This window comes from Lichenicoccus sp. (assembly GCF_965276875.1).
Classification (GTDB): Bacteria; Pseudomonadota; Alphaproteobacteria; order Acetobacterales; family Acetobacteraceae; genus Lichenicoccus.
Genome location: NZ_OZ255701.1, coordinates 2,469,617 through 2,482,145, shown reverse-complemented (window position 1 = coordinate 2,482,145; position 12,529 = coordinate 2,469,617). Strand labels below are relative to the sequence as shown.

At 67.0% G+C, this 12,529-nt stretch carries 13 protein-coding genes; 12 read left to right on the top strand and 1 reads right to left on the bottom strand.

The genetic code is table 11. From position 1 onward, the window contains the following. Positions 1-78: 78 nt before the first annotated feature. On the bottom strand, positions 79-705 hold the full coding sequence (locus tag ACQY4K_RS12010) for a nucleotide exchange factor GrpE (protein WP_428390442.1): 627 nt from the start codon (positions 703-705) through the stop codon (positions 79-81). Positions 706-834: 129 nt separating this feature from the next. On the opposite strand from ACQY4K_RS12010, the gene ACQY4K_RS12005 reads away from it, so the two are divergent. The 12 genes from ACQY4K_RS12005 to ACQY4K_RS11950 all read left to right on the top strand — a co-directional run bounded on the left by ACQY4K_RS12005 (position 835) and on the right by ACQY4K_RS11950 (position 12,525). Continuing rightward, positions 835-1,536, top strand: a complete 702-nt coding sequence (locus ACQY4K_RS12005; protein WP_428396093.1) for a response regulator transcription factor — start codon at positions 835-837, stop codon at positions 1,534-1,536. Then, positions 1,536-3,290 (top strand): stimulus-sensing domain-containing protein, encoded by a 1,755-nt coding sequence (locus ACQY4K_RS12000; protein ID WP_428390441.1) that lies wholly within the window; start codon positions 1,536-1,538, stop codon positions 3,288-3,290. The genes ACQY4K_RS12005 and ACQY4K_RS12000 overlap by 1 nt, the downstream gene beginning before the upstream one ends. Before the next feature lie 74 nt (positions 3,291-3,364). After that, positions 3,365-4,558, top strand: a complete 1,194-nt coding sequence (locus tag ACQY4K_RS11995) for an AI-2E family transporter (RefSeq protein ID WP_428390440.1) — start codon at positions 3,365-3,367, stop codon at positions 4,556-4,558. 225 nt (positions 4,559-4,783) lie between these two features. Then, positions 4,784-4,963: a Flp family type IVb pilin gene (locus ACQY4K_RS11990; RefSeq protein WP_428390439.1), complete on the top strand. Its 180-nt coding sequence runs from the start codon at positions 4,784-4,786 to the stop codon at positions 4,961-4,963. 118 nt (positions 4,964-5,081) lie between these two features. Then, positions 5,082-5,552 (top strand): A24 family peptidase, encoded by a 471-nt coding sequence (locus ACQY4K_RS11985; protein ID WP_428390438.1) that lies wholly within the window; start codon positions 5,082-5,084, stop codon positions 5,550-5,552. Positions 5,553-5,556: 4 nt separating this feature from the next. Beyond that, positions 5,557-6,402 (top strand): Flp pilus assembly protein CpaB, encoded by an 846-nt coding sequence (gene cpaB, locus ACQY4K_RS11980; RefSeq protein WP_428390437.1) that lies wholly within the window; start codon positions 5,557-5,559, stop codon positions 6,400-6,402. Beyond that, positions 6,399-7,772, top strand: a complete 1,374-nt coding sequence (locus ACQY4K_RS11975) for a type II and III secretion system protein family protein (protein ID WP_428390436.1) — start codon at positions 6,399-6,401, stop codon at positions 7,770-7,772. Before cpaB ends, ACQY4K_RS11975 begins: the two co-directional genes overlap by 4 nt. Next, positions 7,769-8,092 carry a hypothetical protein gene (locus tag ACQY4K_RS11970; protein WP_428390435.1) on the top strand — a complete coding sequence of 108 codons (324 nt, stop codon included), beginning with the start codon at positions 7,769-7,771 and terminating at the stop codon, positions 8,090-8,092. The genes ACQY4K_RS11975 and ACQY4K_RS11970 overlap by 4 nt, the downstream gene beginning before the upstream one ends. Then, the gene (locus ACQY4K_RS11965) at positions 8,092-9,303 is read left to right on the top strand and encodes an AAA family ATPase (protein WP_428390434.1); all 1,212 of its coding nucleotides are present in this window, start codon (positions 8,092-8,094) and stop codon (positions 9,301-9,303) included. The genes ACQY4K_RS11970 and ACQY4K_RS11965 overlap by 1 nt, the downstream gene beginning before the upstream one ends. Next, positions 9,300-10,652 (top strand): CpaF family protein, encoded by a 1,353-nt coding sequence (locus ACQY4K_RS11960; RefSeq protein ID WP_428390433.1) that lies wholly within the window; start codon positions 9,300-9,302, stop codon positions 10,650-10,652. Before ACQY4K_RS11965 ends, ACQY4K_RS11960 begins: the two co-directional genes overlap by 4 nt. Next, the gene (locus ACQY4K_RS11955) at positions 10,649-11,605 is read left to right on the top strand and encodes a type II secretion system F family protein (RefSeq protein ID WP_428390432.1); all 957 of its coding nucleotides are present in this window, start codon (positions 10,649-10,651) and stop codon (positions 11,603-11,605) included. Before ACQY4K_RS11960 ends, ACQY4K_RS11955 begins: the two co-directional genes overlap by 4 nt. Then, positions 11,602-12,525 (top strand): type II secretion system F family protein, encoded by a 924-nt coding sequence (locus tag ACQY4K_RS11950; RefSeq protein ID WP_428390431.1) that lies wholly within the window; start codon positions 11,602-11,604, stop codon positions 12,523-12,525. Before ACQY4K_RS11955 ends, ACQY4K_RS11950 begins: the two co-directional genes overlap by 4 nt. The last annotated feature ends 4 nt before the right edge of the window (positions 12,526-12,529 follow it).

Here is a 12,529-nt window from a genome sequence, read left to right as displayed (position 1 = left end):
GATGTATTGAGACCCGAGCCGACTCACAAGGCCCTAGCCGGGCCCACACGACATTCATGCACAAAAACCAGGCAGAACTTACACGGTCCTGTCCAGCGCGTCCGCGGCCGCTGGAGCGGCTTTGGCGACAACCACCATCGCCGGCTTGAGCAGGCGCCCGTTCAGCGTCCAGGCAGAGGTCCAGGCCTGGATTACGGTGCCGGGCGGATGCTCGGCACTCGGCTGTTCGGCCATCGCCTGGTGCAGGTTGGCGTCGAACACGGCGCCCGTCGGATCGGCACCGGTGATGCCGTTGCGTTCCAGCACGCCCAGGAACGACCGCTCGACGCTCTCGAAGCCTTCGCGCAACTTGACCAGGACGGGACTGTCGTCGTCGGTCGGCGGCGGCAAGCTGGCGATGCCGCGTCGCAGGTTCTCGGCGGCCTCAACGACGTCGCGGGCGAACTTCTGCACCGCATACTGGCGGGCATCGTCGGCCTCGCGCCGGGCCCGGGTGCGGACATTCTGGGTCTCCGCCTCGGCCCGCACCCAGCGGTCGCGCATCTCCTCGAGCGCTGCCTCAAGCTCGCGGATACGCCCGGCCGCCGCCTGCATGACGGTCTCCTGGGTAGCCGCCTCGATAACATTGTCAGGCGCCTCCGGCTCTGCTTCCGAGCCTTGGACGTTCTGCTGCTCTGACATGGGATTGGGGTCGTCGTTGGTCATCGCGGTGAAGTAGGTTACGGCTCAAAGATGGACAAGCGGTAAACGGTCCCCTGCATCCTTCCCGCGGCTTTTATGGCATCGTCTCGGTTGCCTCGTCCCCAAAGCCGTGGAGAGATCAGCTTGGACGCCATGAAGCACACGATCGCGCTGGTCGACGACGATCGTAACATCCTCACCTCGGTCTCGATGACCCTGGTAGCCGAGGGATTCCAGGTCCGCACCTATACCGACGGCGAGAGCGCGCTCGCCGGCATCAGCAGCAAGCCGGTCGATCTCGCCGTGCTCGACATCAAGATGCCACGCATGGACGGCATGGAACTGCTGCAGCGCCTGCGCAGCCGCTCGCAGTTGCCGGTGATCTTCCTGACCAGCAAGGACGAGGAGGTCGACCAGCTGATGGGCCTGCGTCTGGGGGCCGACGACTACATCACCAAGCCGTTCTCCCAGCGCCTACTGCTGGAGCGCATACGCACCCTGCTTCGACGCAACGAGGCGAACCGCGCCGAGGCCTCGGGTGCGACACCACAGGACACCATGACCCGCGGCGCGTTGTCGCTCGACGAGACCCGCCATCGATGCCTCTGGCGTGACGCCGACATCCAGCTCACCGTCACCGAGTTCCTGCTGGTCAAGGCGCTCGCGACCCGGCCCGGGCTGGTGAAGTCGCGCGACCAGCTGATCGACGCGGCCTACGGCGAGAACATCTATGTCGACGACCGCACCATCGACAGCCACATCAAGCGGGTGCGCAAGAAGTTCCGCCAGATCGACGACAGCTTCAACCAGATCGAGACGCTCTACGGCATCGGCTACCGCTACAAGGAGGAGTGATGCCGTCGGCTCTGGCGCCCGTGGCCGTCGCCGCACGCAAGCCGGCGACACGGCCGCGGGCGCGTTGGGTGTCGCCGATGATGCGACGCATCCTGCTGGTCAACGCGCTCCCCCTTGGCCTGCTGGTCGCCACCCTGCTCTATTTGAACGAATTCCAGAACAGCCTGCTGGAAGCCGAGGTCAGCGCGCTGCGCGAACAGGCCCGCATCTATGCCGGCGCGCTGGGCCAGAGCGCCGTGGCGCCGGCGCCACCTGCCGCGGGAGCGCGCGGCGCGCCCCACACACACGGCCGTGCCCGCCCGCCCCACCAGGGGAGCGCGCCCGATCTGGTGCTGGCACCCGACCTCGCGCGGCCGCTGCTGCTGCGCCTGACCGAGCCGAGCCCGAGTTCGCAGGCACGCTTGTTCGCACCCGACGGCCAACTGATCGCCGACAGCCGCGCCGATCAGATCAGTGCCGGCGACAATGCCGGCGCTGCTGATGGCCAAAATGCGGGGCCGCCGCTGTTGGTCGCCGGCTCCGGCCTGCTCGACCGGCTAGAACATGCCTATGACCGGCTGCTCAGCATACTGCCGGAGACACGGCTTCCGGTCGCAACCCTGGGTGCCAACGCCAATCCCGACGACCAGCCGGACGTGCGCCAGCAACTGCACCTGGGCGACCAGGACAGTTCCGAAACCCCGCCCTTCATCCGCCGCACCGCCGACCGCAGGCTGCTGGTCACGGTGGCCGAGCCGGTGGAGCATGACGGCCATACCGTCGGCATCATCCAGCTCACCCGCGAGGCGCGCGACGTCGACCGCTCGCTGTTCGAGGTCCGCTCCTCGATCCTGATGTTGTTCCTGATTGCCCTGGCACTCACCGTGCTGCTGTCGTGGTACTTGTCACTGACCATCGCCCGGCCGCTGCTGCGTCTGGCGGCCTCGGCACACGTCATGCGCGAGGGCATCGGCCGCAGCGGCAGCGTGCCGGCGCGCCTCTGCCGCAGGCGCGACGAGATCGGCGAGCTGGCCCTGGCCCTCGACGAAAGTGCGCGCGCGCTGTGGACCCGTATGGACGCCATCGAACGGTTCGCCGCCGACGTCAGCCACGAGATCAAGAACCCGCTGTCGTCGATCCGCTCGGCGATCGAGACCCTGCTGCGCATCGAGGACCTCAACCAGCAGCGCCGCCTGCTTGCCATCATCGGCGAGGACGTGCGCCGGCTGGACCGGCTGATCACCGACATCTCCGACGCCAGCCGGATCGACGCCGAGCTGTCGCGCGCCCGCAGCGAGCCGGTGGAACTGACGCCGATCCTCTCGGTGCTGGCCGAAATCCACCAGGCGACCCGCAAGCCGGACGGACCGGTGCTGGAGGTCAAGGCGGCGTCACAGCCTCTGGTGGTCCTGGCCATCGAGGATCGGCTGGTCCAGGTCCTGCGCAACCTGATCGGCAACGCGGTCAGCTTCTCTCCCGCACACGGCATCATCACCCTGGAGGTCTCGGCCACCGATAGCTGGGTCGAGATCGCGGTCGGCGACCAGGGGCCCGGCATTCCGCAGGGCAAGCTCGACAGCATCTTCGACCGCTTCTATTCCGAGCGTCCCGCGGGCGAGCATTTCGGTCAGCATTCCGGGCTGGGCCTGTCGATCAGCCGGCAGATCGTCGAGGCCCTGCGCGGCCGGATCACCGCCGAGAACCGGCTCGACGCACAGGGCGGCGTGTGCGGCGCACGCTTCGTCGTAAGGCTGCCGCAGGCTCCGGCCGATTAGAACAGGCCTCCGGCAGCGCCGAATTTGCGTTATGACGCTATTGCACCAGGAACGACGGCGCAGGACCCCAGGTAATGTTGGACCAGCAGGCAGACGATGCAGCCCGCCCACGCGACGAGCAGGCCCGCGCCCAGACCGAAGTGCGCGCCGACGTGGCCGAGGCGCGCGACTCCCGCGCACTCTCGATCTTGTCCGGCTGCCTGCTGCTGCTGAGCGTTCTCGCCACCTTCTATACGCTGTATTTCGCCTCGGACCTGGTGCTGCCCTTCGTCCTCGCGGGCGTCCTCAACCTGCTGCTCAGCGGCCCCATGCGCTTCCTGCACCACCGGCTGCGCATCCCCAAGCCACTCGCGGCCCTCGCCTTGATCCTGCTGTTGTTCGGCGTCGTCGGGGGCATCGGTGCGGCCATCTCCGTGCCGGCCACCGGCTGGATCAGCAAGGCACCGCAGAGCCTGCCCGCCTTGCAGGCGAAACTCGCCTTCCTACACGGCCCGATCCGCGCACTGCGCGACGGCATGGCCAAATTCCAGGCGCTCATGGACCAGAGCAATAGCGCTGCCGGCGGACCTGGCCACCAATTCGTGCAGGTGCAGCAGGCCGGCGGCGGTCTCGCCAGCGTCGGCTCGTCGCTGCTGATCGGCACCCGCGCCTTCCTGGGCCAGATCTTCACCATGCTGCTGATGCTGTTCTTTCTGCTCTATGAGGGGGACAGCCTGCTGCGCCGGATCATCGAGATCATGCCGACCTGGGCGGACAAGCGCCGCGCGGTGCAGATCACCACCGAGATCGAGCACAACGTCTCGCTCTATCTCGCCACCATCACCGGCATGAACCTGGCTGTGGGCAGCCTGAACTTCATCCAGTGCTGGGCGCTCGGCGTGCCCAACCCGCTGCTCTGGGGCGTGCTCGCGTTCCTGCTCAACTACATCCCGATCCTCGGCCCACTGACCGGCGTGCTGATCTACTTCTTCGTCGGCCTGTTCAGCTTCAGCTCGGTGCTCCAGGCGACGGTGCCGCCCGCCATCTATCTCGGCATCCACCTGCTTGAGGGCGAGACCATCACGCCGCTGCTGCTGGCCCGCCGCTTCACCCTCAACCCGGTTCTGGTCATGGGATCGCTCATGTTCTGGGACTGGCTGTGGGGCATCCCCGGCGCCTTCCTGAGCGTGCCGATGCTCGCGGTCTTCAAGATCGTCTGCGACCATGTCGCGTTCCTGACCCCGATCGGCCACATCGTCGGCGGCCCACCACGGGCACGCAGGCGATAGGTCCAGAATAAGCGACAGCGCCGACCCGCGCGCGGTTACCAGGGACGATCCTCTACAGAAACGACTACATGGTGCGGAACCCGCTTGCAAACCCGCGGCACGACCCCTATCGTTTCGTTAACGATTTTTTTACCGCGTCTCCGTATATCGAGCGTTCTGCCAGCGTGGCGGAACGGCAAACCGGGCACGCCCCGCAGGCCGGGAACATTGTCGAGGGGGCTCACCATGATCGAATACGTCAAGACGTGGCTGGAACTGAAGGTCGACCGCCGAGCCGTCACCGCGCTCGAGTATGGCCTGATCGCGGCGCTGATCGCGGTGGTCATTATCGGCGCCGTGACGACGCTCGGAACCAAGCTGTCGGGCTTGTTCACCGCCGTTGGAACCGCACTTCCCAAAGGCTGAGAAAGGCTTTTACTGCATTGGGGTCGGAGCAATCACCCCTGCTCGTCCAATGGTATCCAATGCGCAGGATAGAGTAATGCCAGGCACCGCACCATTTTTGCAAAACGCGATAATGGTCGTGGGTGCGGCATTCTTGCTGCTGTCCTGCCTCTATGATTGGGCACTGCGTATCGTGCCCAACTTCATTCCACTCGCCATTGCCGCGTCCGGCGCTGCACTGCGCGCTTTAAGCGGCAATCTCGCAACCGGGCTGCTCGCCGCCGCCATCGTTTTTTTTCTCGCGGCAATCTGCTGGCGTCGCGGCTGGCTTGGGGGGGCGGACGTGAAGCTGCTCGGCGCCGGGACCCTGCTCGCGCCCCCGGCTTCCGCCTGCGGCTTCGTACTGGCGACCTGCCTGTCGGGCGGCGTTCTCGCACTCTTTTATCTCGTGCTCGGACGCCTCGTTGCACCGCCCGGCCCGCGCGCCCCTTCGGCAAGCCTGCTGCAGCGGATCGTGCGGATCGAGCGGCGGCGGCTGCAACGGCACGGACCATTGCCTTACGCCACCGCCATCGCGTTCGGCGCCTGTGCTGCCATGATTGGAAAATAAGGCCATGCTGCTCCGCTTCATGGTGTTCGCGATGCTGGCACTCGGCCTCGGCGGTTTCGGGACGGTCGCCTTTCTCTCCACCCGGCAGCCGGCAAAGCTCCAGATCACCCGTGCAGCACCACCGCCGCCGGTCCAGCATATGATCCTTGCCGCGGCCACGCCGCTGCGCGCCGGCACCCTGCTCAAACCCGGGGATCTGCGAACCGTCGCCGTCACCAGCGTCCCCGCGGGCGGCCAGGACGACACGGGTGCCAACCGTTCAAGCCTCATCGGCGCGATGATCAGGCGCAGCCTCGAGACGAACGCGCCGCTGCTCGCCGTCGACGTGTTGCGGCCCGGCGATCACGGCTTCCTCGCCGCGGTGCTTGAGCCGGGCGAATGCGCCGCCAGCGTGGGCGTCGATGCGGTCAGCGGCAATGCCGGGCTGATCTGGCCCGGTGACCATGTCGACCTGGTCCTGACCCAGGAATTGCAAACGCCCGGCCTGCCCGAAAACCACCATGTTGCGGCCGAAACGGTCTTGTCCGATGTGCGAGTCATCGCCATCGACGAGTTGCTGGCGCGCGGCGTCGCACCCGCGGAGCCGGCGGCCGGGCTGCAACGCACCGTGACTCTCGAGGTGACACCCGACCAGGCACGGCGCATTGCTGTCGCCACCCGGCTCGGACGCCTGTCGCTCGCCGTTCGCGCGGCCGAGCAGACGCTCGCGAGCGCGCGCCCGGTTCCGGTGCGCACCGTCTGGGCCGGCGACGTTTCCCCGGCCCTCGACCGCGCCAGACCCGCGCCGCGAAAAGGCGCCGTGCTGCATCTCTATAACGGCACGGCCGACGGCAAGGAGTTCCGGTTTTGAAGCCGACCCGCTTGGCCTGCACCGCGGCCGCCCTGCTGCTGTGCGCGGCAGCACACCCACCTGCGGCGCCGCGACAGGCCATTACGCTTCAGGCGGGCATCGGCCGTATCGTCAACCTTCCAGCACCGGCCGCCAGCGTGTTCGCCGCCGACCCGAAGATCGTCGAGGTGCGGCCGGCCAGTGCCACCAGCCTGTTCCTGTTCGGCGTGGCCCCCGGGCGCAGCACGGTCGCCGCCATGACCCACGCCGGGCGGGCGATCGAACAGATGGACGTCACCGTGGTTCCCAGCGGCTACGCCGCCTCGGCCACCGTCTCGCAACTCGCGACCGCCATGCCGGGTGCCCAGGTGACGGCCATGCCGGCCGGCCACGGCATCGTGCTCAACGGCGAAGTGGACACGCCGATCCAGGCAGAACGCGCCTCGGCCGCCGCAGGGTCGAACCTGGGCAAGGACGAGACACTCGACGACCGCATGACCGTGCGCCACTCGGTCCAGGTGAACCTGCGTGTGCGCGTACTGGAGATGTCGCGCTCTCTCACCCGAGACCTCGGTGTGAACTGGCAGGCGATGGCCAATCTCGGCGCCAAGTTCGGTACGCTCAACTTCGCCAGCGCCCTGCCGTTGCTGAACGCCGCGACCTCGACGCTAACTGGAAGCAACAATTTCAACACCGCCAGCCGCCCCGTCGACGTCAACACGCTGGTCGACGCGCTCGCCCAGGATCAGCTCGTGCATGTGCTGGCTGAGCCCAACATCACCGCGATGAGCGGCGAGTCGGCCAGCTTCCTGGTCGGCGGCGAATTCCCGATCCCGGTGGCGCAGTTCGGCGACACCATCTCAATCGAATTCAAACAATACGGCGTCAGCCTCGCCTTCGTGCCGACTGTGCTCGATGATGGACGGATCAACCTGCATGTCCGGCCGGAGGTCAGCCAACTCACGACCCAGGGCGCAATCCAGTTGCAGAGCGGCACCAACACCATCCAAATCCCCGCATTGCAGGTCCGGCGCGCCGAGACGACCGTCGAGCTGGGCAGCGGCCAGAGCTTCGCCATCGCCGGATTGCTGCAAGACTCCCTGTCGATGACCGGCAACAACGTGCCCTTCATCGGGGACCTGCCGATCCTTGGCGCGCTGTTCCGATCCGACAACTTCCAGCGCAACCAGACCGAGCTGGTGATCCTGGTCACCCCCTATCTGGTCCGGCCGGCGACCAGTCCCGCCGCCTTCACCGAACCCGACAAAGGCTGGCGTCCGCCCAACGACATCGAACGCATTCTGCTGCTGCGACAGGCCGCACTCGGCAAGGACGTGGGTCAAGCGGACCCTCCGACAGTGCCGGGCGATGCAGGGTTCATCGTGCAATGAAGCGCTTCCTGACACTGACCCTCTGGCTTGGCCCGCTCCTGGTCGGCATCGTCGGATGTGCTGCCGTCGACCCGACCCACCGGGCAGGCACCTGGCAGCCGGTCGGCGCCAACGACGCCAACCTGCGCGTCATGGTGGCCAATCCCGAGGATCTGTATCACGGCGAGGCTAACACCCGCGCCGACGGTGCAGTCGCGGCGCGCGCCGTCGCGCGCTACCGCGCCGGCAAGGCCAAGGAGCTGCCGGATTCCGCGATCGCCCAGATCGCGCCGATCTCGATCAACAACAATACCTCTTCCTCACCCGCGGGTTCGAACTGATGGACGGAGACAGCCTCGCCGCCGGCCGCCTGTCAGGCCCGTCGCACCGCGCGGACCGGATATCCCTGCTCGCCTTTGTCAACGACGGCGAGAGCGAGGCGGTGCTTCGACAGGGTCTGGCCGAGGCGGTGCCGCAAGGTCTGGACATCCGTCGCGGCGACATGAAAGACGCGATCGCCGCCCTGAGCAAAATGGTGACGCCGAAGGCCCTGATCATCGACATCACCGGCGAGAAGCAGCCGCTGGCCTTGCTGGGTGATCTCAGCCAAGTGGTCGAGCCCGACGTGGTGGTGATGGTGGTCGGCGACCGCGAGGACATGGCCTTCTACCGGCAGGTCACACGCACGCTGGGTGCCGCGGAATATCTCTACAAGCCGCTGGTGCCGGAAATGGTAGCCCGGCATTTCGGCGGCCAGTTCACCCGCCAGGCGACCACCGCCGCACTCGGCGGCCGCATGGTCTCGGTCACCGGCGTGCGCGGCGGCGCCGGCGCCACCACGGTTGCGGTCAATCTCGCCTGGGAAATCGCCGAAGCGGCCAGACGCCACACCCTGATCCTCGACGCCGACCTGCATACCGGCAGTGCCGGGATGCTGCTCAAGGGACAGACCGGCTCCGCTTTGCGCGCTGCACTCGAAGCCCCAAGCCGGATCGACGAAGTCTATATCGACCGGGCTGCCGTTCCGGTCGGAGAACGGCTCTATCTGCTCGCCGCCGAGGAGAAACTCACCGACCATCCGGCCTACGCCGAGGGCGCCGCCGCCAAGCTCGCCGCCAGCCTGCGGCGGCGTTTCAACTTTGTCGTGGCAGACGTGCCGTTCGCCGACGCGCCGCTCTCGCGCGACCTGCTGGACCTTACGCAGCAGCGTGTGCTGGTGCTGCTGCCGACCCTGGGCTGCATACGCGATACGTTGCGTATGCTCGCACTGCCGGCCGGCGGCCTGCAGGCGCGCCGCGCCGTTCTGGTGCTGAACCGAGCCGGCATGCCCGGCGGTCTCTCCCGCACCGCCATCGAGGACGCGCTGCAGGTCAAGATCGACGTCTGCATCCCGGACCTGCCGCGTCAGGTCGGCCTCGCCGAACAGCTCGGCGAACCGGCGACGAAATCTCACGGTGCCTTTCGCACGTCCATCGTCGCCCTCGCCCAGGAGGTCGCCTTCGGCTCCGCGATCGCGCGTCCGCGACGCTTCCGTCTGCGTTGGCGCCGGTGACCGGCTTCGGACGGCGCCAGGTCGCCGAGGCATTCGCGCCGGCGCCGCTGACTTCGACGATTGAAGCGCCACCACCGCCGCCACCGCCGAGCGCACCGAACAACGAGCTTCGCACCCTCTGTCTCAATCAGCTCGACCCGTCGCTGGTCGCCAGCATGCCGGCCGACCGGCTGCTGGCCGAGGTGGAACGGCTGCTGTCGGAGATCGCGACCGAACGACGCATCCAGGTCAATTTGCGCGAACAGCGCGAACTGGCCGGCGACCTGGTCAACGACATGCTCGGCCTGGGTCCGCTGCAACCGCTGCTGAACGACGATTCCGTAGCCGACATCATGGTCAACGGACCGGACCGCGTCTTCGTCGAGCAGAATGGCAAGGTGTTCCTCTCCGGCGTCCGCTTCAGGGATGCCTCGCACGTCGCCAACATCTGCCAGCGGATCGCAGCCGGAATCGGCCGCCGGGTCGACGAGAGCAGCCCGATGGTCGATGCCCGGCTCAAGGACGGCAGCCGCGTCAACATCGTGTTTCAGCCGCTGGCTCTCGACGGCCCCTATATCTCGATCCGGAAATTCGCCAAGCGCGCGATCGATCTCTCCAAGCTCGTTGAATTCGGTGCAATGACGCAGCACGTTGCCCGGGTGCTGGAGATCGCCGGGCGTTGCCGGCTGAACATCCTGATCAGCGGCGGCACCGGCAGCGGCAAGACGACCTTGCTGAACGCGATCAGTCAGATGATCGACCCGACCGAGCGGATCGTAACCGTGGAGGACGCCGCCGAATTGCAATTGCAGCAACCCCACGTCGTGCGCATGGAGACCCGTCCAGCCAGCCTGGAGGGCCGAGGCGAGGTCACCCAGCGCGACCTCGTGCGTAACGCGCTGCGCATGCGTCCCGATCGCATCATCATCGGCGAGGTGCGCGGCGCGGAAGCCTTTGACATGCTCCAAGCGATGAACACCGGCCATGACGGCTCGATGTCGACGATCCATGCCAATACCAGCCGCGATGCGCTGACCCGCATCGAGAACATGGTGCAGATGGGCAATTTCGGCCTGCCCTCGCGCTCAATACGACAGCAGATCGTCAGCGCCGTCGATATCATCGTCCAGATCGCGCGCCAGCGCGATGGCGGCCGCCGGGCGCTGCAGGTGACGGAGGTCTGCGGGCTCGAGGGCGACATCGTTATCCTTAATGACATCTTCGCCTTCGAGGTCGAAGGTGAGAGCGATACCGGTCGCATCGTCGGTTCCTACCGGGTTGGCAGGGGCCGGCCGTCGTTTGCCGATCGGCTGACCTATTTCGGGCTCGACCGCGCCTGGAACAGCACCCTTGAGGCCGCCGAGCGGTGAGCAACGCCGGACTGCTTCTGGCCGCCAGCATGCTGTTGGTCGGCCTCATGGTCGCCGCCATGATGCTGCTCGCAGCGGACCGCCAATCGCGTCGGATCAGCACCCGACAGGAACAGCTCATCAGCCAATACCGCCTCGTGCTGCCACCGGTCTCGACCCGGCAACGGGCCATGCAGGCGCTCCGCGCACCCGCCGCGCGCGAAGCGATCCGACGCCTGCTCGGCATGGATCCGCTTCGCAGCGATCCCTATCCGCTCAAGCTCTGGATCGTCCTGCCCCTGGCGCTGGCCGCCGGCTACGCCGCGCAATGGCTGCTGCACGGGGTGTTGGGCGCGTTCGCATGGCTGCTGCTGCCCACGGCAGCACTCATCATGATCCGCCAGATCTACAAGGGAGCCGATGCCAAGCGGGTCAATACCATCTACCGACAGTTCCCGGATGCGCTGGCGATGATCGTGCGCGCAGTCCGGGTCGGCATCCCGGTCACTGAGGCACTATGGGCGGTATCGCGCGACGCCGAGCAGCCGACGGCCGCGCTGTTCGGCAAGCTCTATGACCAGGTCGGGATCGGCACGTCGCTGGAGGATGCGCTGCGCGACCTCGCCGAGCGCACCCACGTGCCGGAATATCGCTTCTTCGCCACCGCGCTCAGCCTGCAGAGCCAGACCGGCGGTGGCCTGACCGAAACATTGGAGAACCTGGCGGATGTGATCCGCAAGCGCGTTGCCCTCAAGGCGCGCGGTTTCGCGCTCGCCGCCGAGGCCCGCACCAGTGCTGCCGTGCTCGCCGTGCTGCCGGTGTTCTCGGGTATCGCATTGATGGTGCTCGATCCGGCCTATCTGATGCCGCTGTTTCGCGAAAAGCAGGGACAGGCGGTGCTCGGATGCACCGTGGTCTGGTTGTGCCTGGGCGTGCTGTCCATGCGCACGCTGATCCGCAAGAGCCTCGCATGAACGGCCTGTTGCTCGCGGCCGGCGGGGTGTGCGTGTTCACCACACTTTCCGCGGCCGGACTGCTGGTGGTGCTGCGCCGCCAGGAGCGGCTGGCCGCGCGTATCCTAAGCGTCCAACGCGCAATCGTGCGAGAGCAGACACGCGGCAAACCGGAAAGCACCCTGCTGCGCCTGGTGGCAGGCGTGGGCGCGGGGGTTGCGCGCAGCGGATTGCTCTCGAGCGGCACGTTGGAGCAACTGCAGCAGACCCTGACCTCCGCTGGGCTGCGCGGTTCGAACGGGCTTGCCGTGTTCGTGGGATCCAAGCTGCTGCTTGCGGCCGTGCTGCCAGCGGTCGCGTGGCTCTGGCTGCACCACCTTGCATTCGCGTCGCTCGCCCGCAACGCCGTGATCGCCATGACCGCCGTGGCCGGGCTGTTGCTGCCGGACTATGCGGTCAGAAGCTCGCGGGCACGCTATCTCAAGCGGCTTGAGGCCGAGGTGCCGGACGCGCTCGACATGATGGTGATCTGCAGCGAAGCCGGCCTCGGGTTGGAGGCCGCTGTCGAACGGGTGGCACAGGAAATGGAGGGCGGCTACCCGGCGGTGGCGTTCGAGCTGGGCCAGACCAGCAACGAACTGCGCTACACCTCCGACCGGCGCGTCGCCATGCAGAACCTCGGGACACGCACCGGGCTGGACAGCCTCAAGCGTCTCGGCGGGACGCTGGTGCAGAGCATGCATTACGGCACGCCGCTGTCGCATGCGCTGCGCACGTTGTCGGCGGAGATGCGCGGCGAAATGCTGGTCCGTTTCGAGAGCCGGGCGGCAAGGCTGCCGGTATTGCTGACGCTGCCGATGATCATCTTCATCCTGCCGACCGTGTTCCTGATCGTGGGCGCCCCGGCGGTCATCAAGGTGCTCGCCTCACTTCATCATTGAATTC

Coding starts and splice junctions, on each gene's coding strand:
- ACQY4K_RS11990 (WP_428390439.1), top strand. CDS start 4,784: ATGATCGAATACGTCAAGACGTGGCTGGAACTGAAGGTCGACCGCCGA.
- ACQY4K_RS12000 (WP_428390441.1), top strand. CDS start 1,536: ATGCCGTCGGCTCTGGCGCCCGTGGCCGTCGCCGCACGCAAGCCGGCG.
- ACQY4K_RS11970 (WP_428390435.1), top strand. CDS start 7,769: ATGAAGCGCTTCCTGACACTGACCCTCTGGCTTGGCCCGCTCCTGGTC.
- ACQY4K_RS12005 (WP_428396093.1), top strand. CDS start 835: ATGAAGCACACGATCGCGCTGGTCGACGACGATCGTAACATCCTCACC.
- cpaB (WP_428390437.1), top strand. CDS start 5,557: ATGCTGCTCCGCTTCATGGTGTTCGCGATGCTGGCACTCGGCCTCGGC.
- ACQY4K_RS11950 (WP_428390431.1), top strand. CDS start 11,602: ATGAACGGCCTGTTGCTCGCGGCCGGCGGGGTGTGCGTGTTCACCACA.
- ACQY4K_RS11995 (WP_428390440.1), top strand. CDS start 3,365: ATGTTGGACCAGCAGGCAGACGATGCAGCCCGCCCACGCGACGAGCAG.
- ACQY4K_RS11965 (WP_428390434.1), top strand. CDS start 8,092: ATGGACGGAGACAGCCTCGCCGCCGGCCGCCTGTCAGGCCCGTCGCAC.
- ACQY4K_RS12010 (WP_428390442.1), bottom strand. CDS start 705: ATGACCAACGACGACCCCAATCCCATGTCAGAGCAGCAGAACGTCCAA.